Raw genomic sequence first — 25342 nt, forward strand, 5'->3', positions numbered from 1 at the left:
GATCGAAGCGTCAGTTCGATGGCATGGAATGATCGAGGGCAAACCCGCATCACCCCGTCTCGTTCGGATGACTGGGCGCAGTTGCGCGACCGCGCGTGAGGATTTCTACGCCGCCCAACACCCGGATCGAAAAACGAGGCACCCGTGCGATTCCACAATTTCGATCTGAACTTGCTCGTGGCTCTTGACGTGCTGCTGAAGGAGCGCAGCGTGACGCGTGCCGCCGAGGCCCTCAGTCTCAGCCCGTCGGCCATAAGCAATTCGCTGTCGCGGTTACGCGAGTATTTCGACGACGATTTGCTCGTTCAAATCGGCCGCAAGATGGAACTGACCCCGCGCGCCGAGGGCCTGCGAGAGGCTGTGCGCGACCTGCTGCTGCGCTTCGACAGCACGATCGCTGCGCCTCCGGTGTTCGAGCCGCATGCCAGTGATCGGGTGTTCCGCATCTTCTCGTCGGACTACGCGCAACTGGTGCTGGGGCCTGCGCTGATGACGCTGGCAGCACAGCAGAAGGCCAGGGTTCGCTTCGAGTTTGCGCAGCAGGTCGCACAGCCGCACCGCGACCTCGAGCGCGGCGAGGCAGACCTGCTGATCATTCCCACTGGATTCATGTCCCCCGACCACCCGCGCGAGGTGCTCTACAAGGAGGACTTCGTCTGCATGGTCTGGCGCGATGCCGAACTGGCCCGCGGCGAGTTGACATTCGAGCGCTATGTCTCCGCCGAACATGTCGTGATGCAGCCCAGCAACGGACGTGTGGACGCCTTCGAAGGCTGGTTCCTGAAGCGCTACGGCGTCACGCGGCGCGTCGAGGTCCTGACCTACAGCTTCATCACGCTGCTCGCCTTGCTGGTCGGCACCAACCGCGTTGCCACGGTGCACGAGCGCGTTGCCCGTCGCCTCGTCGGCGTCTGGCCACTCGAGATCCGCCCTACGCCGATAAAGATCGATGCCATGGAGCAGGCCATGCAGTGGCACAAGTTCCGTACCAATGATCCGGGGCTGAGTTGGCTGCGCAGCCTGGTTGCAGAAGCAGCAAGTCGCATCGACGAGTACTGATGGCGGCTCATCTCGGCTTCTCCGGCCGGCCGCACGCCAGCCGCATGGCGCGCTGAGCGCGATCCCGGCAGCGCGACCCATCCGCATTCTGCAAGACTGCTATTCATCGACGGCAGTGCCCGAGCCGCGTCTTTTTACGTAACGTTCGCCACCCTGCGGTCCGCCCCCTTCTGCGCGTGGCCGCTCCGATATCGATTTCAAGAGGTGGCACATGCGCGCGAACCGCCGAGATTGGTTGCAAACAGTGGTGGCAATCGCCACCGCACTGCCGATCGCCCAGGCAATCGGGGCCCATCGGGCGTCGCAGTCCGGGCCTTCAGTGCCCACGGAGCTGCTCTTGAATGAGCAGGCACTGGTGGAGAGCCGTCTGTTTGCTGCCGCTTGGCGGGGAGGCATCCAGCAAATCAATCTCGGCCCCAGCGTCGACGAGGCGCTGTTCGGTCCCCATGCCGTGAACTGGCGCCGCCTGCGCGGCCCCGTGATCGGCCTCACGACGCCAGCGACGCTGTTTTGCCTGGAGCAAGTCGCAGCGGCAGACGGTGTACGCACCGTCGCGCGTGTCGCAGCGCCGGAAGCCGGCGCGGTTGCCATTGCCGTCGAGCGGCTGCGCGCGCGACTCGGCGCTCCGTCGTCGTGGCGACCACTGGAACCCACCTTCGACGCCGCGCCATATCGATGGGTCGCGTGGCTGATGGCGCCACGCTTGGCGCTGAACTTGGATTCTTGAAAGAAGACGCATGGCCCGACGTTTGCCCCCAGGTGTCAGTGATCGCGACTTTGCGGCCGCGCTGACTCAGTTCGCTGCCGCGGTCGGCAGCGACTGGGTGTTTACCAGCGAGGCTGACCTCAATCTCTATCGCGACGCCTACTCCCCGCTCTGGGGCACACGCGAAGAGCGCCTGGCGAGCGCTGCTGTCGCGCCCAGGTCGGTCGAACAAGTTCAGCAAGTCGTACGTATCGCCAACCGCTACAAGATTCCCCTCTATCCCATCTCGACAGGGAAGAACCTCGGCTACGGTGGCTCCGCGCCGGGCTACAGCGGTTCGATCGTCGTAGACCTCAAGCGCATGAACCGCATCGTCGAAGTCGACGACCGGCGCCACTTTGCGATCGTCGAGCCAGGTGTTTCGTATTTCGACCTCTATAACTACATCCAGGAGCGCAAGCTGCGCGTCTGGATCGACTGCCCGGAGCCCGGCTGGGGCAGCGTGCTGGGCAATGCGCTGGACCGTGGTGTCGGCTGGACCACGGGGCACTTCCGCGACCACTTCGGCTCGCATTGCGGTTTGGAAGTGGTGCTGCCCAGCGGCGAGTTGATGCGCACCGGCATGGGTGCGATGCCCAACGCCGACACCTTCGCGCAGTTTCCCTACGGCTTCGGCCCGACCGTCGATGGCCTGTTCGGGCAGGGCAACTTCGGCATCGTGACGCGCATGGGCATCTGGCTCATGCCCGAGCCCGAGGCCTACGCCACCGGCAAGGTCCGGGTGCTCCGCCGGCGCGACCTGATCCCCTTGATCGACGTCACCAACCGGCTCGAGCATGGCGGGCTGATCGGCCTGCCGATCTACGACAGCCCGCTCGCCAGCCTCATCGACCCCGAGCTCACGGCACTGACCAGCCGCGTGGATGTACCGGACAAAGAGCTGGATCAGTTCGCGGCGCGGCGCGGCCTGCCCATATGGGACTTGACGCTGCAGTTCTACGGCCCGGCGGAGACGGTGGCGGCGAACTGGTCGTATGCGAAGCGCCTGGTGCGCGAAGCGATCCCCGATGCCCGCTTCGAAGACGGCCCGACATTCAGGTTTCCGATGTCCGCACAGGACCAGAAACAAGTGCCATTCCGGGTGTCGATCGGCGCACCGAGCCTGGAGGGCTTTTCCCAGGGGCCGGTACGTTCGCGCTTCAACCCCTATCCGATGGACGGACACGTCTTCTTCTCGCCGATCATTCCCAAGACGGGCGAGGCGGCCCTGGAAGCCACCCGTGTTCTTGCCGATGTGATGGCGGCAATGCGAATACCCGGCTTGAACCCCCTGTTCCGGCCGCCCCAGGCGTCAATCTTCCGATCGCTGCTGCTGGTGGTCGGCCTGCCAATCTCCCGGACCGACCCCAAGATCAACGAAGCCTCGATGAAGATCTTCCGTCATGCGGTGAAGCTCAGTGCCGAACGCGGTTGGGCCGAGTACCGCACGTCGCCGATCTTCAGCGATCTCATCTCGAGCGTGTATTCGTTCAACGACCATGCCCTGCGCCGGTTCACCGAGGCGCTCAAGGACGCGGCAGACCCGAACGGCATCATCGCGCCGGGAAGGGGAGGCATCTGGCCCAAGCACCTGAGAAAGGGGCGGCAGAAGTGAAGACGTCGTTCATGCTGCGCATGCTGTCGATCCCTGGCCTGGCATTGGCGCTGCTGTGCGCCGGCACCGCCCGGGCCGACGAAGACACGCTGTCGCCGCGCCAGGCCATCGGCAAGCGGGTCTACGAGACCTGGTGCGTGGCCTGCCACGGACCGGGTCCCGGCTACTACGGTCGAGGGCTCACCGGCACAGAAGCACTGGAGGCCAAGTACGAAGGCAAAGTACCGCCGGTGCTCGACCAGCGCACCGACCTCACGCCCGAGTTCGTCACGGTCTTCGTGCGACACGGCGTCTCGGTGATGCCGTTCTACCGGCGCACCGAGATCAGCGAAGCGGACCTGGCAGCGCTCGGCGCCTACCTGTCGCGCCGCAATCCGGCGCTTTCCCCCGCCGAGGCAAGCCGCCCCTGATGAACCCGCCCACGATGCGCGCAGTACGCTTTCACGCGACCGGCGGCCCCGAGGTGCTGCGCTGCGAGGAGGTGCCGACACCTAGTGCGGGCCCCGGCCAGGTGCTGGTGCGCGTACTGTCGGCCGGGGTGAACTACGCCGACGTGTTGCGTCGCGCCGGTGAACCCTATCCGGTGCCGACGCCGCTGCCTTTCAATGCAGGGTCCGAGGTGGCCGGCGTCGTGTGTGCGCTCGGCGACGGTGTCGATACCGGCTGGATGGGCCGGCAGGTGCTCGGCGCCAGCATCATGGGCGGTGGCTATGCGCAGTACATCGCGCTGCCGTGTGCCGAGTTGCTGCCCTGGCCCGCAGGGCTGGATGCGCGGCTGGCCGGCACCTTGCTGATCCAGGGGACAACGGCCGCGCTGGCGCTGCACGACTCCGGTGAACTGCGTGCAGGCGAGCGCGTGCTGGTGCTCGGGGCCGCCGGCGGCGTCGGCTCGTGGCTGCTGCAACTGGCGCGTGCGAAGGGCGCCTCACTCGTGATCGGCGGCGCGCGCGGGGCGTCCCGATGCGATCAGGCGACAGCGCTCGGCGCGCACGCCAGCGTCGACTACAGCCACTCGGACTGGCCCGAACGTGTGCTCGAACTGACCCAGGGTCAGGGTGTGGACCTGTTGCTCGATGCCACTGCCGGCGAGTTGCTGCGCCAGGGCAGCGAATGCCTCGCCGCTTGGGGACGCATGGTCGTCTACGGCACAGCGGCGCCCACGCCCAGGGCCCTGGATTTCTTGCGCATCACCAGCCGCAACCAGCGCCTGACCGGCTTCTTCCTGGGCGGCTACTTTCAGCACCGACCGGCTCGTGTCGCCGAAGCGCTGTCCGAATTGGGTGCGCTGGTCCGCAGCGGTGCCGTCGCCCCCGCCGTGCACGGCGTGCTGCCGCTCGAGCAGGCCGCCGAAGCGCACATCCTGATGCAGGGGCGTGACGCCCTCGGCAAGCTCCTGCTCGACCCCTGGCCGGACAGCCACGACATGGACAGTGTCGCGCCGTGAGCGGTCGGCCCAACGCGATCACACCGGCCCTCTGAGGTTCATCGATGCCCAAACTCAACATCTGCGCGGCCCGCCGGCCGGGCATGACCCATGCACAGTACAGCCGCTATTTGCGTGACGACCATGCGCGCCTGGTGCTTGGCACCGAGGCTGTGGCGCGCTATCTGCAGGCCTACGTGCAGCAGCATGTCTACGACGGCTGCTACGGGCCCGAGGCGCCCGCGTGGCGGTATGACTCGGTCAGCCACATCCATGCGGCCACGCTCGCCGACCAGCAGGCCGCCAGCTCGACGCGCGAGTACAAGGAAATCATCGCCCCGGACGAGGGGCACTTTGCCGACCAGCGCTCGCCGCTGTTCCTGATGTTCGACGAGTCGCCGCTGCCGCTGCCCTGCAGCGGCGCGTCGACCCTGCGCCTGCTGCATTACCTTCGTGCGCGCAGCGCCGAGGCCGCCGCGGGCCTGCGCGCCGCCTGGGCCGCAGCGCACCAGGCACTGCTGGACGAAGAACCGGTGCTCTTCGAAGGCGTGCGCCGCGCCACGCTGAACATTTCCCTGTCACCCCCCGACGCCGAGCCGCCGCCTTATGCGGGAATGTGCGAGCTGGGGTTTCTGCAGCCGAAGGACGAGCCGGCCATGGCCGAGTACGTCGCCCGCATCGAACGTCGCCTCGGCCCGCTGATCCAGCGAGATGCAGGCTTCTACCTGCTGGCCGAGACCGTGCCAGTGCGCGGCACCTTGTATTGAAGCGGCCGCGCACGCGGCCCGAAACCCCTGCTCAGGAGACCCAAATGTCTACAGAAAGATCAACGAACTCGCCCGCGGCGCATCCGTGGAAGGGCCGCGTGGCGTTCGTCAGCGGTGCCGCCAGCGGGATCGGGTTCGGCCTCGCCCGCGTACTGGCGTCGCGCGGCGTGCGCGTCGCGATGAGCGACGTGCGCCGTGAAGCGCTCGATAGCGCCTGCGCCCGGCTGGCGGCCGAAGGCGCCGACGTGGCGCCCTTCGTGCTCGACGTCGCCGACCGGGCGGCCTTCTACGCCACTGCCGACGCCGTCGAACAGCGCTTCGGCAAGGTGCACTACGTCTTCAACAACGCCGGCGTGGGCGAAGTCGGCACCCCGCTCGACCAGGTGCCGGATCGCGTGTTCGACTGGGTCATCGACGTGAACCTTCGCGGGGTGTTCAACGGCATCAAGGCATTCGTGCCCAAGCTGCGGCGGCACGGCGAAGGCGGCCACGTCGTCAACGTCTCGTCGATGGCTGCGTTGGTGCCCGACCCCGGCTGGCACCAGGGTGTCTACGCGGCCACCAAGATGGCCGTCACCGCTTTGTCGCTGGACCTGCGGCGCGCGTTGGCCGGCACAGGCATCGAGGTGTCGATCCTCTATCCCGGGCTGGTTCGCACCGACATCGCAGCCAACGTCGGTGCGCTGCGACCCGTGGCCTACGACATGCCGCCCGAGACCCCGGCCTTGCTGGCCGCGGCCGACATGCCGCCCGAAACGGCGGCCGAGATCGTGCTGCGCGGCATGGAGCGCCGGGCTCCGTTGATCGTCACGCACCCGCTGATGTGGCCTGTCGTGGCCCAGTTCCACGACCAGGTCCGCGCGGCGTTCGAGGCTGCTCCGTAGTTCGCGGCTTCGCTACCCATTCCCGCCCATGCACCTGGTGCATCTGGCCATTGATCTGTCAACCCTTGAAAGACCCGTCCATGATCGTCGTCACCGGGGCCAACGGCCAACTCGGCCGCCTTGTCATCGAAGAACTGTTGAAGAGCGTGCCCGCCTCGGGCGTGGTGGCGGCCGTACGGTCACCCGCGAAGGCCCAGGACCTGGCCGCCCGCGGCGTGCAGGTCCGCCAGGCAGACTACGACCGGCCGCAGACGCTGGCGACGGCTTTTCGCGGGGCGGACAAGGTGCTGCTGATCTCCTCCAGCGAGATCGGGCGCCGCGTGCCGCAGCACCGCGCGGTGGTCGATGCCGCGCGCGCCGCCGGCGTCGGGCTGCTGGCCTACACGAGCGTGCTGCGCGCCGACGTCTCTGCTCTGCCGGTGGCCGGCGAGCACCGCGAGACCGAAGTCCTGCTGAAAGCCTGTGGTCTCCCGCACGTCCTGTTGCGCCACGGCTGGTACACCGAGAACTGCCTGATGAGCCTGCCTGCCGTGCTGCAACACGGCGCGCTGATCGGCGCCGCCGAAGACGGCCGCATTGCGGCGGCGTCACGCGACGACTTCGCTGCCGCAGCCGCCGCCGTACTGGTGGCCAACGGTCAGGCCGACGAGGTCTACGAACTTGCGGGCGACAGCAGTTTCACACTCGCTGAACTGGCCGCCGAGATCGGGCGCCAGGTCGGCCGGCCGATCCCGTATCACAACCTGCCCGAAGACGACTATCGCGGGGCCCTGATGGGCGCGGGCTTGCCCGAACCGGTGGCCACCATGGTCGCTCAGTCCGACACGGCGGCGGTAGAGGGTGCGATGTTCGACGACGGTCGGCAACTCAGCCGCCTGATCGGGCGGCCGACAACGCCCATGGCCACCACGCTCGCGGCAGCGCTTGCCGCGGCGCACTGACCCTCACCGCGCTTCTAAGGTAGCAATGTCCATCGCAAAGCTGCTCCCGCCGGCTTGGCCGGCACCATGACCCTGGCTCATGCGGACGCCAACAGCGTGGCAAATGAAGAGCTCGCGTTTCATCGCAACTGCGCTGCATGCCACTCGCTCGAGAAAGGGCAGAACCGGATCGGCCCGTCCCTGACTTCCATCCACGGGCGGAAGTCGGCCATGGCCGAAGGCTACAGCTACTCCGCAACCTTGCGGCAGCTCAACCTGGCGTGGTCGAATGCCACGCTGGAGCCCTTCCTGAGCGACGCGCAGCGGTTCGCGCCAGGCAGCAAGATGTGGGTCGAGTTGGACGACGAGAAGACGCGCAAGCACATCATCGAGTTTCTTCAGTTGCAATCCCCGGCCCGACTGCTAGTCGCGCCGCTTGTCGCGAACCTCAACGAAATAGGGACCTCATGAAGCCAGGCATCTCTCACTGCGCCGCGGGCTTGGTGCTGGGCGCGCTCGCCGCCTTCGCGGCGCTGGGCGGGCGGATCTCGAACGCCTTCGCGGCGGTCAAGGCCGCGGATGCCAAGGCGCTCGAGGCGCTGCTCGGCTGCCCGGTGATCACGCCCGAAGGCGCCAACAAGTACCGCATCGCCCGAGACATCGCCAACACGCCGTCGCCCAAGGCCATGGTGCTGTGGGAGCCTCAGCATGACGCCCCTGCGCGACCGCAGCCCCACCGACACAGCGTTCTTCCACCGCGAGAGTCGGTACAACGGATTCATCCTGACGCGCTGGTCCGACCCCAAGGACGGCCGCAAGAACATCGAATGGGTGCGCAGGCTGTGGGGGGGCACCTGAAGCCCTTCGCCACCGGGCAGATCTTCATGAACTTCACGAGCGAAACTGATCCCGAGTGGGCCGGCATCAGCTACGGGGACAACCTCGCCAGGCTGGCCAAGATCAAGCACCGCTACGACCCGGACAACGGGTCCAACTCGACCGTCAACATTCGGCCGCAGGCTTGAACGGCGATCTACTACCAATCAGACGACCATGCTGGACACCAATGACCTCCCGCCCCTGCGCTATCGGCCGGCGGCCGGGACGGCGCGCACCGGCTACCCTGGCCTGCGACCCGCATCCAAGGTACTCAAACGCGGGCACGTGCACCGCGAAGGCGTCTTGCCGCTGCAGTGCGACGTGCTGTTCGAGCAAGACGCGGAAGTGCAGCTGCGCGACGGAACGCGCATCTACGTGGACGTGTTCCGCCCCGTCGAAGCACACGACTGCCCGGTGCTGATCGGCTGGAGCCCCTACGGCAAGCAGTTCGGCCCGCTGAACCTGGACACGTTCCAGCACCCTGCAAGGATGGACGTGCCGCGGCAACTCGAGGACGGCCTCAACATGTTCGAGGCACCGAACCCGTCGTACTGGGTTTCGCACGGCTATGCCGTCATTTCGCCCGACCCTCGCGGCATCTTCTCGTCCGAAGGCGACATCCACCTGTGGGGGGAGCGCGAGGCGCGCGACGAGTACGACCTCATCGAGTGGGCGGGCACCCGTGCCTGGTCGAACGGCAAGGTGGGCCTGGCGGGCAACTCCTATCTGGCGATGACCCAATGGTTCGTCGCAGCGCAGCGCCCACCACACCTGGCCGCCATTGCGCCGTGGGAGGGCGCCTCCGACCTGTACCGCGACTCGTCCTGCCGGGGCGGCATTCCGGAAACAGTCTTCTCACCGGCGATTCTGGGCACGCTGCCCGGCGAGCGCAGGATCGAGGACGCGCAGGTTATGCAGGCGGAGCACCCGCTGTACGACTCGTACTGGCGGGACAAGGCCGCGGCGCTGTCGCGCATCGAGGTGCCAGCGTACGTCACCGCGTCGTGGACCAATCTGGTCCATACCGCGGGCACGCTGCGCGGTTGGTCACAGCTCGGCAGCACCCGGAAGTGGCTGCGGGTGCATAACACGCACGAGTGGAACGATCTTTACAACCCCGCCAACGTCGAAGACCTGCGCCGCTTCTTCGACCACGTCCTCAAAGGGCTGGACAACGGCTGGCAGGCCACCCCGCCGGTGCGGCTGACGGTGCTCGACCCCGGGCATGCCGATGTGGTGTACCGCGCGGAGGACACGTTCCCGCTGGCTCGCCAGGAACTGCTTCCGTTCTATCTCACTGCCGAGGGCAGCCTGGAGCGCGCAACGCCGAAACAGGAGGCAGCGCTGTCGTACGACAGCGCCGACGCCACAGGCATCAAATTCCGCGTCACCTTCGATCGCCTAACCGAGATCACCGGCCACGTGAAGGCCAAACTGTGGGTAGAGGCGCCGGACCATGACGACATGGACCTGTTCGTGACGGTGCGAAAGCTGGACGCCCATGGACAGGTGCAATCGGCGCACGTAGTCACCGGCGCCAGCCACGAAGGACCGAACGGCCGATTGCGGGTGTCGATGCGCCGGCTCGATCCCGAACGATCGCGGCCGGAACTGCCGGTACACGCCTTCGACACGGTGCAGAAGCTCTCGCCGGGGGAGACCGTGCCGGTCGAAATCGATGTATGGCCCATGTCGATGCGCTGGCATGCGGGCGAGACGCTCGAGCTGACGGTCAACGGCGTGGACACGCTGGTGCGACCCGAGTTGCCGCAGCTGCCGGCGCTGCCGACCTTGAACAAGGGCGCGCACGTGCTGCACGTCGGCGGGCGATACGACGCCCACCTGCTGCTGCCGTTCGTCTCGCCCGCCTGACATCAACCGGCCACCGGCGTCACTGCAGTTCCCGCAGGAACTCCAGCACCAGCGTGTTGAAGGCCTACAGATTGTCTCGATGAACGCCGTGGCCGCACCCCGGGACGGTGTGCGTGCGAGGCATCAGTTCTGTCAGAGCCGCGAACGTGGCCCGGTGCACGGGCATGGTTCGCTCTCCCCGAAGCAGCAGCGTCGGCACGCGCAGCGCGGCGAGCGCATCCGCATCGACGATCGGATAGGGGTTCGAGGAGAGCGCCAGCGCGTGCATCGCCTCGGCTTGCACAACCGGCGGGCGAGACCCGACGGCGTCGTCGCCTCGCTCGGCCCCTGCCGTTGATGCCCGTCGTCAGGAGTTCCACGGCACGCCCGGGACGGCCGGCCCGGAAGTCCTCGCCGGACGGTGCAAACACCTCGCGTTCGAACTGCAGTCGGGCTTCCCGGCCCCCGGGCACCCGATCAGCTGAAGGCAAGACCGGCGGCTCGGTCAAGGCCAGCGCTCGCACCTTCTCGGGGTGCGCGATCGCCGCCCACAGTGCCGTGTACGGGCGAGCCCGGCCCTGGGGGCGCTCTCAATGGCCGGCGGCAGCCTCCCGTTCAGCTCTGATCAATCCCTCGATCGTTCGGCGCATGCGCACGGGTCCGGCATCGATGGCCAGCAACGCGGGCTTCATGGCCCATAGATCCTGGTCGCCGACGACCTGCTGCTGGGCGTCGACGATGGGTTTGTCCTGCTCGGCGAATGCGATGCGGCGCAGGCGCGCCAGCTCCTCGTCGGTGGCTGCATCGAACGCCGTGCCGGGCGGCCTCGCGGAGGCAAAGTGATAGTGCGTAGTCGATGAGGTTTCGGGCGTCACCAGGTGGATGCCGTAGTACCAACCACGAACCTCACGCTCGCCGCCCGGCGCCTTCACGCCGGCGTCGAGCAGATAGCAGCCCGGCGCCGTCCAGCGCATGTTCTGCCAAGCGTCCACCGGCTTGCCGTCCTGGCGAAACAGCATGTTGAAGACCGCTGGCACGTCCACGTTGGGCATGTCGCGGTCCACGTGCAGCGCACCGTTTTCCTCGCGGACGACGGGGAGGGTCTGCAACATCTGGGCGCTGCCGAGCAGGCCCTTGTGCAGGTATGCCACATGGCTGAGGTCGAGCAGATTCTCGCCCATCAATATGTAGTTGGCGGCGATGTTGATCGCGCCCTTGGTGGTGTGGAAGCCCGAGCCGGCGTCCAGCATGCTGTAGTCGGGAATGAGTGCGGCATCGGCCTCGCGATCGCCCATCCAGATCCACACGATGCCGTGCCGCTCCACCACCGGGTAGCTTCGCACATTGGCGGCGGCCGGTATCCTGCCGTCGCCGTGCGGATTCTTGATGCAGCGGCCCGTGCAGTCGAACTGCAGGCCGTGATAGCAGCATTCGATCGTGTCACCCTTCAGATGCCCAAGGTGCAAAGGGATGAATCGGTGCGGGCAGCGGTTGAACAGAGCCACCGGATCGCCATCGGCCTTGCGATAGAAGACCACGTCCTCTTCGAGCAGCTTGCGACGGAACAGCTCCCCCGCTTGGACGTCTTCGCTCCAGCAGGCCACATACCAGGCATTGCGCAGAAATCCCATGCTTCTCTCCTGTTCCGGTATTCGATTCAACGGGGCGCGATGAAGACGTGCCCCTGCTCGATCCACACCAGGGTAGGCGTCGATCGGTACGCCGCGGGCGCACAAGTGGGTTGGCCGTTCCGCACATCGAACCTTGATGCAGCGGACATTCACGGGCGCGGCTGCCCGCCGGGCCGCAGCACGGCCGTCTCGCGCGCGATCTGCTGCGACAGCATGCGGCGCACGCGAATGCCCGCAGCATCCTGCAGCCCGGATTGCTCTTGCGCCGTGGTTGCGCGTGCCGCGGCCGGCTCGATGGCCTCCAGTGCGTCGATGTCCTCCTGCCGAATACCGCGGTCGATCTGCGCAAACTGCTGCGAGAACGCCTCATCATCGAGCCGGTAGTCACGCGAGAACGCGGAGAAGTAGTGCGTCGAGGAGCGGGTCTCCGGGGTGACGCCATGAAAGACTCGCAGCGCTCCGCCGCGCTGGCCGTCAGGATGCATGATGGCCAGCGACCCGGCCTTCTCGTCGTGCAACCGGTGAACCGTGCCGGTCACAATCAGTGCCGGCCCATGGTAGTCGGACGGCGAGTCGAGATCCATCGTGCCCTGCCCAGGGCCAAACTGCAGCGTGGCGTAGTCGTCATACGGCACGCCGCGCAGCGGCCGGGCGGCGAAAAGGTGGTCGCCCTCCACGCGCAGTGACAACGGCGCGTCGAAGCCCGGGGGGTCCTCGCCTTCGGGGAAGTTGAACACCGAGGCATGCACGTAGGCTACGTGAGTCAAGTCGAACAGGTTGTCCAGAAGCAGCGTGTAGCGCGCCTTGATGTGCGTGGTGATGCCATGCCAGAACAGCCAGCTGGGCCCGGCGCAAGCCGGACGAGGAAGCAGCGCCGGATCGGCCAGCGTGGGATCGCCCATCCAGACCCATACCCAGCCCATGTGCTCGGCCACCGGGTACTGGCGCACCCGCATCGACGTGGGCACTTTGTCCTGTGTGGGGATGTGCACGCAGCGGCCGTCACCGCCGAAGACGAAGCCGTGGTAGCCGCAGGCGACGTCGTCGCCCATCAGCTTGCCATTGACGAGGGGAAATAGCCGATGTGGGCAGCGACCGGCCAGTGCCACCGGCTCGCCATTGGCCTTGCGGTAGAACACCAGCTCTTCCTCGAGCAGGGTGCGCGCCAGCAAGGTGCGGCCCACCTCGCCGCTTTGCGCCGCCACCCACCACTGGTTGCGCGGAAAGAGTTGGCCATCTTCGAGCGGATACATCGGGATTTCCTGACAGAAGCGATGCAGCACATTATGAAAATCCGGACCGGCGGCGTCATCGCACTTTCGGCACGGTGCGCGCCAAGCAGCTCAGCGTTTACCCGCTCTCGCCGTCGTGCCCCGGGGCAACGCCGAAGCACTGGCGATAGGCACGATGGAAACTGGCCGGATGGCGATAGCCGGCAAGGGCCCCCGCCTCGGCCGCGCTGACCCCCGTGCGAGCCAGGTGGCGCCGCGCCATGTCGAGCCTGATTTCCAGCAGCAGCGCGCGGAACGACACGCCGCGGGCCGCCAGCCGTTGCCGCAGCGTGCGCGACGCGATGCCGATGCGCCGCGCCACCTCTTCCAGCGACGGGAAGCCGTCGTCGCATTGCGCCATCAACAGTTGCCGAACCCGCCCCTCGATCTCGACCGGATGCTGCTGTCGCTGCCAGGCGCCGAGGGCGCGCAGGGGCGCGGCCGACACGACCGAGCACGGGTCACGCGGCTGTTCCAACCATGCGGCCGGCTGCCGCACCTCATGCCAAGCATGGCCGAATTGCACGCGACACCCGAGCCGCCGGCGGTATTCGGAAGCGTCGGGCGGGGTCCGGAAACCGTAGCGCACTTCAAAGCGATCCGGCTCGACGCCTGGCACCAGTTCGCGCGTGACCGCGGCGCTCATCGCCGTCATCGCCTGGGCCAGCGGCACCGGATGACATACCGCAGAGGGTTGTGGGAGATAGCGGCAGACCACCATGTCGCGTTCGCGGAACACCTCCAGACGCACATGCCGCCACGCGGAGCCGTAGAAGCGCTGCGCGAGATTCAGCGCCTCCCCAGACCTCCCGGCGCCCAGCAGGGCTTGGCCGAAGATGCCGAAGTCGCGCAGGCTCAGTCGCAAGCCCAGCTGCAGGCCGGGCACCGGCAGGGCATGCGACGCATGCAGCCAGCTGAGCAAGGCATAGAAGGCGTCGAAGCTCAGGCGTTCCGACGCGGTAGCGACGTCGTCGCGCGTGAGGCGAACACGGCACAGCGCTTCCTCGGCCAGCCCCACACCTTGGCGTCGCAGCAGGTACAGCAGGTTTTCGAAGTAGGTACGCAGGATCTCCCGCTCGGGCGCCTCCCCGTCGCTCGGAGGGTCGTGCCTGCACGAATTCGGCAACATACCGAGGAACCCCGCTACTCAAATCGCAGCCGGGCCCGTTCCGCTATCTGCCGGTGCAGCCGCACATCCTCACGGATCTGGCGCAGCATGCGCTGGGCATCACCGCCCTCAGGCGTCAACCCCATGTCCTGCAGCCGCTGGCGCAGTGCCGGTGCTGCCAGTGCTTCGTTCAGCGCGGTGTTCAGGCGCGTCACGGTGGCAGCCGGCGTGCCCGCCGGCGCCAGCAGACCGACCCAGCTCACGACCGCGAAGTCCTTGAGCCCCGCCTCCACCGCCGTGGGCACGCCCGGCATGCGAGGATCGCGGTGCACGCCTGTGACGGCCAGCATGCGCACCTTGCCTGCCTCGGCATATGCCTTCGCGGTGGCATCGAAAGCCATGTCCAGCGTACCGCCGGCCACGTCGTTGAGTGCGCCAGCGGTGGACCGATAAGGAACGTGAACGATGAACGTGCCCGTCAGCGACTTGAAGTACTCGCCGAGGAAGTGCGTGCCGCTGCCCGGGCCCGAGCTGCCATAGCTCAGCTTGCCGGGATGGCTGCGCGCATAGGCCACCAGCTCGGGCAGCGACTTCACGGGCAGCGCATTGGCCACCACCAGCGACAGGCCATAGCTGGCCAGGATGCCCACCGGCAAGAGGCTCTTGTCGGCCTCGTACTTCACGGCCGGATCGACGATCGGCAGGATGGTGTAGCTGGTGTTGGTAAACAGCAGAGTCTGCCCGTCCGGCGCAGCCTTCATCACCACGTCAGTGCCGATGCGCGAACCACCGCCAGGCCTGTTCTCAACGATCACGGTCTGCCCGAGCGCCGGGCCCAGCCGTTCGGCCAGCCCGCGCGCCGCCAGGTCTGTCACGCCACCAGCCGGGAACGGAACGACCAGCCGAAGCGTGGCCGGAACCGTCTGCGCGGCGCACGACAGCGAGACCACCGCTGTGGCCAGTCCCATGAGGAATCGATGTTGTCTCATGCCCCAGGTTCTCACGCGCGACCTCATACTGCGTCCAGCCCGTCCCAGCAGAGGTACTTCACCTCCACGTACTCGTCGATCCCCAGGTGCGAGCCCTCGCGGCCCAGGCCGCTTTGCTTGATGCCGCCGAAGGGCGCCACCTCATTAGAGATCAGCCCGCAGTTGATGCCGACCATGCCCGCCTCGATGCGCGCGGCATTGCGCCAGATGCGTGCCGCATCGCGGCTGTACAGGTAGGCGGCCAGGCCGAACTCGGTGTCGTTGGCCATCGCGATGGCCTCCTCTTCGGTCTCGAAGCGGAAAAGCGGCATCACCGGGCCGAAGGTCTCCTCGTGCGCGATGCGCATCGCGCTCGTCACGTCGGCCAGCACGGTCGGCTCGAAGAAATTGCCCCCCAGTGCGTGGCGGCGCCCGCCATGCAGCAACCGCGCGCCCTTGGCAAGCGCATCAGCCACGTGCTCCTCGACCTTCTCGACGCCGGCGGCGTCGATCAGCGGGCCGAGGTTCACGTCTGGTTCCAGGCCGTTGCCGACCCGCAGCTTCGCCACGCGCTCGACGATGCGTTCGGCCAGCGCGTCGTAGACGCCGGACTGCACCAACACGCGGTTGGCGCCGATGCACGACTCGCCGGTGTTGCGGAACTTGGCCGACATCACGCCGTCGGCGGCGGCATCGAGGTCGGCGTCGTCGAAGACGATGAAGGGCGCATTGCCACCCAGTTCCATCGAGCACTTCTTGATGGTCTGCGCGGCCTGCGTCAGCAATACGCGGCCGACTTCGGTGGAGCCGGTGAACGTGATCTTGCGCACTGCGGGGTTGGAAGTGAGCTCGCCGCCGATGGCACGCGTGTCGTTGCCGGTGAGTACGCTGAACACGCCCGCTGGCACGCCGGCGCGGTGGGCCAACTCGGCCAGCGCGAGCGCCGTCATCGGCGTCTGGCTGGCGGGCTTGACCACCATCGTGCAGCCGGCGGCCAGCGCCGGGCCGGCCTTGCGCGTGATCATCGCGGCAGGGAAATTCCACGGCGTGATCGCGGCGCATACGCCGACGGGCTCGCGCAGCGCGACGATGCGTTGCGTCTCCTTGACGCCCGGAATCATGTCGCCGCGCACGCGTGTGGCCTCTTCCGAGAACCAGCGCACGAATCCGGCGGCGTAGTCGATCTCCCCGCGCGCCTCGGCCAACGGCTTGCCCTCCTCGAGCGTGATCAGCGTGGCCAGGTCTTCCTTGTGCTGAACGATCAGCTCGTACCAGCGACGCAGCACCTCGCCGCGCGCCTTGGCGGTGGTGCGCCGCCAGGGGCCGAAGGCGGCCTGCGCGGCATCGATGGCGCGACGCGTCTCGTCCTCCCGGCAGCGCGGAAGCTCGACCAGGCGCGAGCCGTCGGCCGGGTTGTGCAGCGCATAGCGGCCATGCGGCGTCGCGGCCACCCATTCGCCGCTGATGAAGGCGGCTTCGCGCCAGAGCGTGGCGTCTTTGAGCAGGTGTTTCATCGTGGACTCTCGCTCAGCACGGGTAACGGCCGACGATGAAGGCCGAATCGGGGTCGGGCGTGACTTCGCAGCCCGAGGCCACCAGCCCCTGGCGCAGCGACTTCATCCAGCGGTCGGGGATGCGCAGCGACGGCGCGCGCAGCGGCCCGCCGTTGAAGCCGGCCAGCCAGTCCTGATACTTCCACTGCGTGCGGTTGAGCGCGCCAATGGCGGGCGCCGAGGCCGCCGACGCGGCTGTGTTGGCCTGGCGGGCGGGGTTGACCTTCCAGTAGAGCTTCATCGCCTCTTCGAAACGGCCGGTACGGGCCAGTTCGAAGGCGCGCGGATAGTAGTCCCCCATCCACTGCGTGTTGCTGGTGCCGGAGAACTGCAGCTTCATCAGGCTCATCAGCGGGATCGCGTCGGCCTCGATCGGACAGCTGATCACCACCTCGTCGCGGAAGTGGTGGTACATCTCGCAGATACCGGCAGGCAATGGGAAGCCCTGCTCGGACTTGATCGCAACGACGTTGGGGCAGTCCTTCAGCAGTCGGCGCATCAACTCCAGCGACATGCCGGCCGGGTGCACGCGCTCGAAGCCCCAGGTCGGGATCGGGAACAGCATCACGCCCAAGTCGGTCGCGTCGCAGAAGGCCTTGGTGTAGTCGTAGATCTCCTGCTCGCTGGTGGGCCAGAAGTTCGACGGGTACGACAGCAGCACCAGGTCTGCACCGGCCTTCTCGGCCAGCTTGACGGCCTCGATGTTGTCGGCCAGCGTGCCGAATGCGGCGTGGAAGAACAGGCCAAGCTTGCTGCCCGCGGTGTCGCGGGCCCAGTCGGTGAACTGGGCGTTCTCCTCGGCGGTGATCGCCACCTCGGAACACAGCAGTGTGTAGGTGAAGCCCAGCTTCACGACGCGCTCGATGTCGTGGCGGATCCCGAGCTCGTTCAAGCGCTTGAGGTCGGCGCTGTAGCTGGGGATGGTGACTGCCGAGCAGCCGACGAGGTGCTGGCGCGCCCATGCGCGGACGTCGGTCTTCTTGTAGTTGGGCATTCGATTCTCCTTGAACTTCACTTGGCAATGGGCACGATGCTGGCGGGCATGTCTACACCGCGGCCGAACTGGCGCGCACGGGCAAACAGAATCTCGGCCACGACGATGTCCTGCAGCGCCGAGCCGACCGACTTGTAGAGCACGATGTCGGCGGCGCTGCGCCGTGGCGCAATGCGGCCGGCCACCAGATCGGAAAGCGGCACCAGCTTGCCAGACAGATCGACGCCCGCATTTGTGGCAGCAATGCCGTCACCCGTGTCGTGCATCACTTCCTCGGGCATGTCGGCGACGATGCAGGCGGCGCGCGCCATCGTCTCTTCGTCGACCTCGCGCTGCTCGGGCAGAGTCGAGCCAAGCGAAACTACGGTGGTGCCGGCAGGCAGCCAGGCGCCGCGAAGCACCGGCGATTCGTCGCGGCTGCGCGCCGCGCACAGCACGACATCGGCCGCGCGGACCGCGGCCTCGGGGGAGTCGACGGCCGTGATGTCCAGCGCGGGGCGGAAGCCCTGCGCGAAGCGTTCGCGGCTGGTCGGCGTTGGGCTGAAGACTCGCACCGACTTCAGTGTGCGCACGGCCGCTAGGCATTCGAGCGCACCGCGCGCCTCAAAACCCGAGCCAACGACGCCCACGGTCAGCGGCCGCTGCGGTGCCAGCCGGTCGACAGCCAACGCTGCGGTGGCTGCGGTGCGCAGGCCGGTGACGCGGTTGCCGTCGATCAGCGCCGTGAGCGCCATGGTCTGCTGGTCGAACAGCGAGATGAGGTAGCTGGCGCGGCGCGCGCGCGGTGAGGCCGCGATGAGCTTGCAGCCCATGGTCGCGCCGCTGGGAGAGATGGCCGTCAGGCTGCGCAGCCAGAAGCCTTCGCCGCGCGCCATCGAGCGCGGCGGCACCATGGCAGCCGAGACCGGCAGGCCGTAGGCGCGGGCCAGGGCGTTGACGGTCGAAGGCCAGTCGGCGAGCGCAGCGACGTCGGCGTCACCGAGGAACAGGGTGGGCGCGGGCGGCGCCAGGGTAGCGGTGTCGGACACAGGACGGCGGCAGTGTTGGGATGGATCGGAACATTAACGACTTAGCCGCGGTCCGGGCACTGCTGCCAGCGCAAGGCAGACTTGCGAAAAACGGATGGAGCGTAGCGCCCTCGTCAGCGGGCGGTGATCTTGTCCGCGAGCGCGCAGACTAGCCGATGCACCTCTCGTGAGGCGCGCGTGTGAGGCCGGCGCGGCGATTCGGCGAGCACGACGAAGCGCTCGAGCTGGGGCTGCACGATGCACGCGGAAGCGAGCCGCGCGTCGCCCGCACCGTCAGGGAACGCCGCAATCGCATAGCCACCTCCCGCCGCCGCGACCTCGTACTGCAGGTGCACCGAGTCGGCCTCGATCACGACGTGCAGGCGCAGTCCGTGTTCAGCCGCCAATCGATCCAGGCGCGTGCGCAATAGGTGCGGTCGGGCAGGCAGGATTAGCGGCAACTCGGAGATCCTGATCAGTGGCACCTCCCCTCCCGCCAGCACCGCGTCACCGAGACGGCCGATCAAGTGCAATGGCACCCGCGCAAGGATGCGCTCGTCGCCAACGCTTGTTGCGTCCTCACGCAGCACCACTGCCATGTCGAGCCGGCCTTCGCGCAACTGTTCCTCGAGCTGCGCGCTTGCCCCTTCGACCAGGTGCAGCCGCACACCGGGCATGCACTCACGCACCGTCGACGCCAGCGGCCCCGCGTAGCGCGGCACCGCTGATGGCAGCAGCCCGATCAGCACGTCGCCCATCGGCTGACCCCGCGCAGCCCGGATGTCTTCGACTAGCGTGTCGGCGTCCGCCGCCAACCGAACCACGCGCGGCAATAACTGTGCGCCGAACTCGGTGAGCACAACGCCGCGGCCCGTGCGCACGAATAGCCGCTCACCGCATTGCCGCTCCAGGTGCGCGATCGCTCGGCTGATCGCCGACTGCGGCATTGCCAACGCGGCGGCCGCCTTGTTCAGACTGCCGGCCTCGACGACGCGCAGAAACACCCGCCAGCGAGAGTCGATCACTGCCCAGGCGGGTGCCGCGTCACCGTCTTGGGTGTGCGGAAGCGGCGCGGCCAGATCGGGCCTGTCGGCGCTCACCGCAGCACCTCCGCATCGCCACGCAGCACGTCGCGTACCGGGCCTCCAACATGCTGCATGAACACGCCGACGCAGTGCGTTCGACCCAGGTGAGGATGGACCAGGGAATCGGTCGTGGTGAACCTGATCGTGCCAGTCAACTCAGTGGCCCTCACGTCGATGGACCGCCGCGCGCTCGCGACAACGATCTCGATCGAAGCCCGGCATCAGCCGGTTGCCGGCCCCCTCAGTGAGCTCGTGGTGCAAGCGGTAGAACAATGGTGCGCCGATGGCCTGCTCCAGTGCCTGGATGCGCAGGGCCGTGGGATCAGAGACACCCAGCATGCGTGCCGCCGCCGGTGATCGCCACCACATATCGAAGGTCGCTCCAGTCATTGCTTGTCCATTTCCGCATGGCCGGTTGACAGGCTTGTGCACACTCGGAACCCGGACGCACCGAACACTCCGTCGTATCCTTCCGCGGTTCTGAACCTGGGGTCGCTCTCCAAGCCAGCATCTGGGTGGCCCGGCTCCTAGCCTTCGCCTCCGGCCTGACGGGCGTAATCAAACTCACCAAACCAATTGCCGAACTTGCGGCGATGTTGCCCTGGACCGGCGAGGTCTGCGCCCCCATTGTGCACACGATGGGTCAGTCAGTGGCCCGGTGATCGATTCCATGCCCATCTCGGCCATGCGCCGCATGTATCCGCGCCGTCCCTCGATGCTGCGATCGTGCGTGGGGTCGTGTCCGGCAGGAATTCCGATCACCCCCTCGGCGCCCCTTCTTCAGCGCTGACGCGCGCAGACGCGCGCCGGGCAGGAACCGAGCGCCCATCATGTCGCGCAGCGCAACCTCGAAACGCTCGCCGAGTGCGCCGGCGGAATAGGCGCTGCGAACCCATGGTCCAGCGTGATGCGCGCGTTCTGCGCGGTGATGAGCAAGTGCTTTTCGGGCGGCAGCTTCATCGTGTGCATCACCCGCTCCACTGAAGAGGGCCAGGTCAGATGCGCCGCGGGGCACCCGTTGCACCCTACGGTGCCGGTGCGCCGTGTGGCGAACGTTGTCTGGCGCGGTGTGCGTTTGTCCGAAGTGCTGAAGCAGGCGTGCGTATCGCCTGCCGCGCGTTTCGTCTGGTCCTACGGCGCAGATGGAGGCGACTACCACGGCATCGATATTCCCGCCTATATCAAAAACATGCCAGTTTCGGAGCTGCATGGCGGCGAGGCGATGCTCTGCGGACGCCATCATCGCCAAGGCCTCAGCCAGTGCGCCGATGCTTTCCGGCGGCAGCTCCCATGATTCTGACGGGAATGCGCATCTCGATCGGTATCGCCTGGCTGGTGATCGTGGCGGCGGAGATGGTGGTGGGCCAGAGCGGCATCGGCTTCTTCGTCTGGAACGAATGGAACAACTTGCAGATCTCCAGCATCATCGTCGCCATCGTCATGATCGGCATTGTCGGTCTGGTGCTCGACCAGGCGCTCGGCGCATTGATGAAGCAGTTGAGCTTCCGTGAATGAGAGGTCAGACGATGTTGCGGCCAACTTTCTCAACTGTCTCGACCACCACGCCCGGGTTTCTGCGCGTTTGCAATGTGCGGCAGACCTTCAGCACGCCCAAAGGCGAATTTTCCGCGCAGCGAGATCAACCTCGAGATCCGCAGAGGCGAGTTCGTTGCCCTGATCGGCCATTCCGGTTGCGGCAAATCCACGCTGCTCAATCTTCTCGCCGGCCTGGCATCCCCGACCGCTGGAACCGTCTCGTGCGATGGGGAGGTCATCCGTGGGCCGGGACCTCGGCGGGCGATGGTATTCCAGAACCATTCTCTCTTGCCGTGGCTTAGCTGCTTCGACAACGTGCGCATGGCCGTGTGCAGCGTGTTTCGTGCCGAGTCCGCTTCCGCGGTCGATCACCGCACCGAAGCGGCGCTTGCGATGGTCGGCCTGGCTCATGCCGCGCACAAGAAGCCTAGCGAAATCTCCGGCGGCATGAAGCAGCGCGTCGGCATCGCCAGAGCGCTGTCCATGGAACCTCAGGTCCTGCTGATGGACGAGCCATTCGGCGCGCTCGACGCGCTCACGCGCGCCAAGTTGCAAGACGAACTGCTCGGCATCGTCGAGAAAACCGAAAGCACCGTCGTCATGGTCACGCATGACGTGGACGAAGCGGTGCTCCTTGCGGACCGCATCGTCATGATGACCAACGGTCCGGCGGCACGCATCGGGGAGATCCTGGACGTCCCGATCGAACGCCCGCGCGACCGCGTCATCCTGGCAACCGACCCCACCTATGCAGAGTGCAGGCGCGCACTGATGGACTTCCTGTACAGACGCCAGGCGCACGTCGAGCAGCCCACCGGCTGAGTTCTTCCGGCCCCGTTCTCCAGCCCGAACCTTCAACTTCGGGTCGAGAGCCCTCTTCGCCGGAAAACGGCCGCTTGCCCCGCAGGCGCCAGCCCATGCGTCAAACGCCACGGCCTAGCGACGGGCATGGCACACCGCCGCCGGCGACGGAACGCAAATTGCTTTCCCGCTCCCATCGTTGTCGTTCAAGCGCAGTGTTCTTCTGTATTGCGCATCACCATACAAACTGATATCTAAGCCACGAGGAGCAACATTGCACACGACCACGCACAAGAAGGCCGCATGACGACCAAGAAGGTACCTCTCACCAATCTCAATTGGGACGATGTGCGCCTGTTCCTGCATATCAACCGCACCGGCAGCCTGTCCCAGGCGGCCAGGCAGCTCCACATCGATCACTCCACGGTCAGCCGCCGGCTGTCACAGTTGGAGCTGTGTTTGGGCGGTCCCCTGTTCGAACGTCGCCGCGCCGGACTCAAGCCCACCGAGCTGGCGCATCTTCTCGCCCTCCAGGCTGAGAACATGGAGCGCGCGATCCTGTCGCTGCAGGAGGAACTCGGCGGAACCGACAGAGAGCCGTCGGGCAGCGTGCGCATCGCGATGATGGAGGGGATCGGTACCACATTCGTGGCTCGCCACCTCGCCTCACTGCTGCGCAAGTACGCCAAGCTGCGGGTGGAACTCGTAACTTCCCCATCCATCGTCAATGTCAGCCGCAGAGAAGCCGACGTCTTCGTCAGCTTTTTCAAACCGATCGGACAAGGATTGGCATGCGAGACAGCGGGCTCGTTCGCGCTGTACCTGTATGCCTCGCCGAGCTATCTCGAGAACCACGGAAAACCCGCGGATCTGTCCGACCTTCCGAAACATCAGTTCGTGGGATATCTGGACGACCTGATCCAGCTCGACGCCGTACGCTGGCTCGATGAGCTGATCACAAGACCGAACATGAGCTTCCAATCCAACAGCATGCTGGCGCAGATGGCCGCCGCAGCCTCTGGGCTGGGCCTGGTGTTGCTTCCCAAGTTCTCCGTAGTGAAAGAGGACACGCTGGTGCCGGTGCTCGCCGATACGGCAAGGGTGATGCGAACGCTCTGGGTGAGCGTGCACCATGACCTCCAATACTCGTCCCGGATCCGAGCCGTCACTGAATACCTGCAGCGGCTCTTCGAGTCTAAGCAAGAATGGCTCAACGGCCCCCCAGACGTGGAGCCGCGCGGCTAGCCGACGCGCCCGCATCGTGGCCTCGTCTGCGGGCATGCAGAATGAGCACCGGCAACGGGATCCTCAGGACCGCGCCCGGTTCGTTGCCCGCGGACTTTCCCTCACGTGCATGGACTTAGCCAGTGCGGCCTAGCCCCCTCGCGTGGCGGAAGCCCCGGCGCCGCGAAACAGGCTTTCTCAGCCCACACGCTCGCCGTCGAACCATCGCAGCAGACCGGTTTTCGGGCCGCAATGGATGTACTCGAAGAGCTGATCGCCGGCCGGAAGCACATAGACCTCATGCCAGGTACGCAGCTGATTGTCAGTCCCGTAGCGCTTGTAGCGAGATATCGCGGCATTGAAGATTGCCGCATGCGTCGCGTGGTTCTCCGCCCAAGCCTCCATGTGGCGTAGCGAAAGAAAATGCCCGAGCGCATGCTCCTCGGGCAGTGGGCGCCCCTGCGCGTCGAACTTGCGCTGCATGCGCAACGAGGCGCAGCCGGTAGGCAACGGTGATTCGCGCAAGTAGGCCATGCCGTTCTCCAGCGGCTGCCTGAGATTCTTCTCGTAGTCGGCCAGTTGCTCCTCGTCCATGCGTCCCCACGTATTGGCTGAGCGGATCACGGCCAGATTGTGAGGCGGGGTGATACGCCAGCGCTCGCCGTATCCAGCACGCCCGGTCGGCTCAACAAGCCCGGAGTCTTCCGGCGCATCCAGGGGATCACGCGCGGCCAGCGGAATGCGGTCGCGCATCGCACCGTAGTAGCCACAGTAAGGGGTCGGATAGATCGCCACCTCGTCGCTCGACATCAGCCCTGCCGGATAGTCCCGCCAGTAGATGCTCTCCTGGCGTTCACGCGGCACGCGCAGTATCTCGCGCCACACGCCCGTCTTGTCGTGCAGACGCTCATTCGAGGCCCACCACGACTGCAGCACGTCGTCGGAGCGCCAGCGTTCGAACCGACGCTCGTCAACCCAGTAGGCCGCGATCACGTGATTGCGCAATCCCTGCGCGTCGGTGAATCGAGCGTGATCGAAGGTCGTCGGACCGGCAGCATGCGACAGCGCACTCTGTGCCCATCGAAAGAAGGCGCTTTGCTCGAGCGCTGCATCATCCATACCTTGCACCGCCAGGAAGCCCACGCGCATCTGCATGCAGTCGGGCGGCAGCTGGAAGGACCAGCGCTGCACTTGGGGGACGAATCCCTCGCGCTTGCGCAAGGGAATTCGGCGATCTGAGGGACCGTAGGCTTCTGCCGGCGCTTTCTCGGTGATCCTTGCTGTCATATGGTTTTCTTTGGTAGTGTGAATCAGTGCCCTACGCCAAGCAGCCTCTTCTGCAATGCAGCATCGCTCGAGAATGCGGAGGTTGTTCCGCTGTAGCGCACGTGTCCTTTCTCAAGCACCACGACCCGGTCAGACACTGCCAGGCAGAATGCGAGGCTCTGCTCGGCCAGCACCAGGGTCAGCCCAGACCGCTTGAGTTCCCGGATCTGGTCGCGCAGCCGCTGCACGACGATCGGGGCGATTCCTTCCGACGGCTCGTCGAGCAGCAGGAGGCGGGGGGATGTCATTAGCGAACGTGCAATGGTCAGCATCTGCTGCTGTCCACCCGACAGCAGCCCACCCTTGCGAGTCGCGAACTCCTGAAGCTCGGGAAAGAGCGCATATACGCGTGACAGCGTCCATTCTCCGCGCGCGTCCGCAACTCGCAGATTCTCCTCGACGGTCAGATCAGCAAAGATGCGTCGGTCCTCTGGGACGAGGCTGATGCCCAGCCTGGCAACCTCGAAGCCCGATGCTCGGCCAAGGTCGCGACCGCGGAAGCGCACGCTGCCACCGAGGCGGCGTGTCAGGCCGAGCACGCTGCGCATCGTGGTCGTCTTGCCCATCCCGTTACGGCCGAGCAGGCAGACGCATTCACCGTCATAGACATTGAATGCAATGTCAAAGAGAATTTGGCTAGAGCCATAGCCGGCCTTCAGCGCAAGAACTTCGAGGATTGGTTCCATGGTCGGATA

Annotated in this window: 26 protein-coding genes and 1 pseudogene; 16 read left to right on the top strand and 11 right to left on the bottom strand. The window is 66.4% G+C overall.

Annotation, left to right across the window (positions count from 1 at the left end; all coding sequences use genetic code 11):
* Positions 1-144 precede the first annotated feature (144 nt).
* From ACSQ9A_RS32415 to ACSQ9A_RS32465, 11 genes are all read left to right on the top strand, one after another.
* Complete coding sequence (locus ACSQ9A_RS32415) at positions 145-1059, top strand: LysR substrate-binding domain-containing protein (RefSeq protein ID WP_436306929.1); 915 nt, start codon at positions 145-147, stop codon at positions 1057-1059.
* A gap of 211 nt (positions 1060-1270) precedes the next feature.
* Positions 1271-1786, top strand: coding sequence for a hypothetical protein (locus tag ACSQ9A_RS32420; protein WP_436297638.1), 516 nt, complete (start codon positions 1271-1273; stop codon positions 1784-1786).
* A gap of 10 nt (positions 1787-1796) precedes the next feature.
* Complete coding sequence (locus tag ACSQ9A_RS32425; RefSeq protein ID WP_436306930.1) at positions 1797-3419, top strand: FAD-binding oxidoreductase; 1623 nt, start codon at positions 1797-1799, stop codon at positions 3417-3419.
* Positions 3416-3829, top strand: a complete 414-nt coding sequence (locus ACSQ9A_RS32430; RefSeq protein ID WP_436306931.1) for a c-type cytochrome — start codon at positions 3416-3418, stop codon at positions 3827-3829. The genes ACSQ9A_RS32425 and ACSQ9A_RS32430 overlap by 4 nt, the downstream gene beginning before the upstream one ends.
* Positions 3829-4863 carry a quinone oxidoreductase family protein gene (locus ACSQ9A_RS32435; RefSeq protein ID WP_436306932.1) on the top strand — a complete coding sequence of 345 codons (1035 nt, stop codon included), beginning with the start codon at positions 3829-3831 and terminating at the stop codon, positions 4861-4863. The genes ACSQ9A_RS32430 and ACSQ9A_RS32435 overlap by 1 nt, the downstream gene beginning before the upstream one ends.
* A gap of 44 nt (positions 4864-4907) precedes the next feature.
* Complete coding sequence (locus tag ACSQ9A_RS32440; RefSeq protein ID WP_436297634.1) at positions 4908-5609, top strand: EthD domain-containing protein; 702 nt, start codon at positions 4908-4910, stop codon at positions 5607-5609.
* A gap of 44 nt (positions 5610-5653) precedes the next feature.
* Positions 5654-6493, top strand: a complete 840-nt coding sequence (locus tag ACSQ9A_RS32445; RefSeq protein ID WP_436297633.1) for an SDR family NAD(P)-dependent oxidoreductase — start codon at positions 5654-5656, stop codon at positions 6491-6493.
* 80 nt (positions 6494-6573) lie between these two features.
* On the top strand, positions 6574-7434 hold the full coding sequence (locus ACSQ9A_RS32450) for an NAD(P)H-binding protein (RefSeq protein ID WP_436297632.1): 861 nt from the start codon (positions 6574-6576) through the stop codon (positions 7432-7434).
* Between the two features lie 54 nt (positions 7435-7488).
* Positions 7489-7884 carry a c-type cytochrome gene (locus ACSQ9A_RS32455; protein ID WP_436297631.1) on the top strand — a complete coding sequence of 132 codons (396 nt, stop codon included), beginning with the start codon at positions 7489-7491 and terminating at the stop codon, positions 7882-7884.
* Entirely contained in the window at positions 7881-8438 is a 558-nt protein-coding gene (locus ACSQ9A_RS32460) for a BBE domain-containing protein (RefSeq protein ID WP_436306933.1), read from the top strand. Before ACSQ9A_RS32455 ends, ACSQ9A_RS32460 begins: the two co-directional genes overlap by 4 nt.
* Before the next feature lie 28 nt (positions 8439-8466).
* A complete protein-coding gene (locus ACSQ9A_RS32465) occupies positions 8467-10164 on the top strand; it encodes a CocE/NonD family hydrolase (RefSeq protein ID WP_436306934.1) in 1698 nt (565 codons plus the stop codon).
* A 64-nt stretch (positions 10165-10228) separates the two neighbouring features.
* Here the strand turns inward: ACSQ9A_RS32465 and ACSQ9A_RS32470 are convergent, their stop codons facing one another.
* The 9 genes from ACSQ9A_RS32470 to ACSQ9A_RS32510 form a co-directional block, all read right to left on the bottom strand.
* On the bottom strand, positions 10229-10432 hold the full coding sequence (locus tag ACSQ9A_RS32470; protein WP_436297627.1) for an alpha/beta fold hydrolase: 204 nt from the start codon (positions 10430-10432) through the stop codon (positions 10229-10231).
* Positions 10433-10733: 301 nt separating this feature from the next.
* Positions 10734-11879, bottom strand: a complete 1146-nt coding sequence (locus ACSQ9A_RS32475) for a Rieske 2Fe-2S domain-containing protein (protein ID WP_436306935.1) — start codon at positions 11877-11879, stop codon at positions 10734-10736.
* A 44-nt stretch (positions 11880-11923) separates the two neighbouring features.
* A complete protein-coding gene (locus ACSQ9A_RS32480) occupies positions 11924-13027 on the bottom strand; it encodes a Rieske 2Fe-2S domain-containing protein (RefSeq protein ID WP_436306936.1) in 1104 nt (367 codons plus the stop codon).
* 97 nt (positions 13028-13124) lie between these two features.
* Positions 13125-14171 (bottom strand): AraC family transcriptional regulator ligand-binding domain-containing protein, encoded by a 1047-nt coding sequence (locus tag ACSQ9A_RS32485; protein WP_436306937.1) that lies wholly within the window; start codon positions 14169-14171, stop codon positions 13125-13127.
* Between the two features lie 17 nt (positions 14172-14188).
* Positions 14189-15121: a Bug family tripartite tricarboxylate transporter substrate binding protein gene (locus ACSQ9A_RS32490; protein ID WP_436306938.1), complete on the bottom strand. Its 933-nt coding sequence runs from the start codon at positions 15119-15121 to the stop codon at positions 14189-14191.
* A gap of 44 nt (positions 15122-15165) precedes the next feature.
* Complete coding sequence (locus tag ACSQ9A_RS32495) at positions 15166-16635, bottom strand: NAD-dependent succinate-semialdehyde dehydrogenase (RefSeq protein WP_436297622.1); 1470 nt, start codon at positions 16633-16635, stop codon at positions 15166-15168.
* Between the two features lie 13 nt (positions 16636-16648).
* Positions 16649-17668 (bottom strand): dihydrodipicolinate synthase family protein, encoded by a 1020-nt coding sequence (locus tag ACSQ9A_RS32500; RefSeq protein WP_436306939.1) that lies wholly within the window; start codon positions 17666-17668, stop codon positions 16649-16651.
* Positions 17669-17685: 17 nt separating this feature from the next.
* Complete coding sequence (locus ACSQ9A_RS32505; RefSeq protein ID WP_436306940.1) at positions 17686-18696, bottom strand: ornithine cyclodeaminase family protein; 1011 nt, start codon at positions 18694-18696, stop codon at positions 17686-17688.
* A gap of 113 nt (positions 18697-18809) precedes the next feature.
* Positions 18810-19775 carry a LysR family transcriptional regulator gene (locus ACSQ9A_RS32510; protein ID WP_436306941.1) on the bottom strand — a complete coding sequence of 322 codons (966 nt, stop codon included), beginning with the start codon at positions 19773-19775 and terminating at the stop codon, positions 18810-18812.
* A 117-nt stretch (positions 19776-19892) separates the two neighbouring features.
* On the opposite strand from ACSQ9A_RS32510, the gene ACSQ9A_RS32515 reads away from it, so the two are divergent.
* The 5 genes and pseudogenes from ACSQ9A_RS32515 to ACSQ9A_RS32535 all read left to right on the top strand — a co-directional run bounded on the left by ACSQ9A_RS32515 (position 19893) and on the right by ACSQ9A_RS32535 (position 23342).
* The gene (locus ACSQ9A_RS32515; protein WP_436297618.1) at positions 19893-20117 is read left to right on the top strand and encodes a hypothetical protein; all 225 of its coding nucleotides are present in this window, start codon (positions 19893-19895) and stop codon (positions 20115-20117) included.
* 550 nt (positions 20118-20667) lie between these two features.
* Positions 20668-21054 carry a molybdopterin-dependent oxidoreductase gene (locus tag ACSQ9A_RS32520; RefSeq protein ID WP_436307744.1) on the top strand — a complete coding sequence of 129 codons (387 nt, stop codon included), beginning with the start codon at positions 20668-20670 and terminating at the stop codon, positions 21052-21054.
* Complete coding sequence (locus ACSQ9A_RS32525; protein WP_436306942.1) at positions 21051-21275, top strand: ABC transporter permease; 225 nt, start codon at positions 21051-21053, stop codon at positions 21273-21275. Before ACSQ9A_RS32520 ends, ACSQ9A_RS32525 begins: the two co-directional genes overlap by 4 nt.
* 11 nt (positions 21276-21286) lie before the next feature.
* Positions 21287-22118: pseudogene (locus tag ACSQ9A_RS32530) on the top strand (ABC transporter ATP-binding protein).
* A 282-nt stretch (positions 22119-22400) separates the two neighbouring features.
* Entirely contained in the window at positions 22401-23342 is a 942-nt protein-coding gene (locus tag ACSQ9A_RS32535; RefSeq protein WP_436306943.1) for a LysR family transcriptional regulator, read from the top strand.
* Between the two features lie 177 nt (positions 23343-23519).
* Here the strand turns inward: ACSQ9A_RS32535 and ACSQ9A_RS32540 are convergent, their stop codons facing one another.
* Complete coding sequence (locus ACSQ9A_RS32540; RefSeq protein ID WP_436306944.1) at positions 23520-24608, bottom strand: phenylacetaldoxime dehydratase family protein; 1089 nt, start codon at positions 24606-24608, stop codon at positions 23520-23522.
* A gap of 23 nt (positions 24609-24631) precedes the next feature.
* Complete coding sequence (locus ACSQ9A_RS32545) at positions 24632-25333, bottom strand: ABC transporter ATP-binding protein (RefSeq protein ID WP_436306945.1); 702 nt, start codon at positions 25331-25333, stop codon at positions 24632-24634.
* Positions 25334-25342: the final 9 nt, after the last annotated feature.

The sequence above is a fragment of the Variovorax sp. LjRoot290 genome (genome assembly GCF_964253985.1).
Taxonomy (GTDB): Bacteria; Pseudomonadota; Gammaproteobacteria; order Burkholderiales; family Burkholderiaceae_C; genus Variovorax.

What these genes read in the sequence shown, in the direction of transcription:
- ACSQ9A_RS32420 (WP_436297638.1), top strand. Translation starts at nt 1,271, where the DNA reads ATGCGCGCGAACCGCCGAGATTGGTTGCAAACAGTGGTGGCAATCGCC.
- ACSQ9A_RS32425 (WP_436306930.1), top strand. Translation starts at nt 1,797, where the DNA reads ATGGCCCGACGTTTGCCCCCAGGTGTCAGTGATCGCGACTTTGCGGCC.
- ACSQ9A_RS32435 (WP_436306932.1), top strand. Translation starts at nt 3,829, where the DNA reads ATGAACCCGCCCACGATGCGCGCAGTACGCTTTCACGCGACCGGCGGC.
- ACSQ9A_RS32440 (WP_436297634.1), top strand. Translation starts at nt 4,908, where the DNA reads ATGCCCAAACTCAACATCTGCGCGGCCCGCCGGCCGGGCATGACCCAT.
- ACSQ9A_RS32445 (WP_436297633.1), top strand. Translation starts at nt 5,654, where the DNA reads ATGTCTACAGAAAGATCAACGAACTCGCCCGCGGCGCATCCGTGGAAG.
- ACSQ9A_RS32450 (WP_436297632.1), top strand. Translation starts at nt 6,574, where the DNA reads ATGATCGTCGTCACCGGGGCCAACGGCCAACTCGGCCGCCTTGTCATC.
- ACSQ9A_RS32460 (WP_436306933.1), top strand. Translation starts at nt 7,881, where the DNA reads ATGAAGCCAGGCATCTCTCACTGCGCCGCGGGCTTGGTGCTGGGCGCG.
- ACSQ9A_RS32465 (WP_436306934.1), top strand. Translation starts at nt 8,467, where the DNA reads ATGCTGGACACCAATGACCTCCCGCCCCTGCGCTATCGGCCGGCGGCC.
- ACSQ9A_RS32470 (WP_436297627.1), bottom strand. Translation starts at nt 10,432, where the DNA reads ATGCACGCGCTGGCGCTCTCCTCGAACCCCTATCCGATCGTCGATGCG.
- ACSQ9A_RS32480 (WP_436306936.1), bottom strand. Translation starts at nt 13,027, where the DNA reads ATGTATCCGCTCGAAGATGGCCAACTCTTTCCGCGCAACCAGTGGTGG.
- ACSQ9A_RS32490 (WP_436306938.1), bottom strand. Translation starts at nt 15,121, where the DNA reads ATGGGACTGGCCACAGCGGTGGTCTCGCTGTCGTGCGCCGCGCAGACG.
- ACSQ9A_RS32495 (WP_436297622.1), bottom strand. Translation starts at nt 16,635, where the DNA reads ATGAAACACCTGCTCAAAGACGCCACGCTCTGGCGCGAAGCCGCCTTC.
- ACSQ9A_RS32500 (WP_436306939.1), bottom strand. Translation starts at nt 17,668, where the DNA reads ATGCCCAACTACAAGAAGACCGACGTCCGCGCATGGGCGCGCCAGCAC.
- ACSQ9A_RS32520 (WP_436307744.1), top strand. Translation starts at nt 20,668, where the DNA reads ATGCGCGCGTTCTGCGCGGTGATGAGCAAGTGCTTTTCGGGCGGCAGC.
- ACSQ9A_RS32525 (WP_436306942.1), top strand. Translation starts at nt 21,051, where the DNA reads ATGATTCTGACGGGAATGCGCATCTCGATCGGTATCGCCTGGCTGGTG.
- ACSQ9A_RS32535 (WP_436306943.1), top strand. Translation starts at nt 22,401, where the DNA reads ATGACGACCAAGAAGGTACCTCTCACCAATCTCAATTGGGACGATGTG.
- ACSQ9A_RS32540 (WP_436306944.1), bottom strand. Translation starts at nt 24,608, where the DNA reads ATGACAGCAAGGATCACCGAGAAAGCGCCGGCAGAAGCCTACGGTCCC.
- ACSQ9A_RS32545 (WP_436306945.1), bottom strand. Translation starts at nt 25,333, where the DNA reads ATGGAACCAATCCTCGAAGTTCTTGCGCTGAAGGCCGGCTATGGCTCT.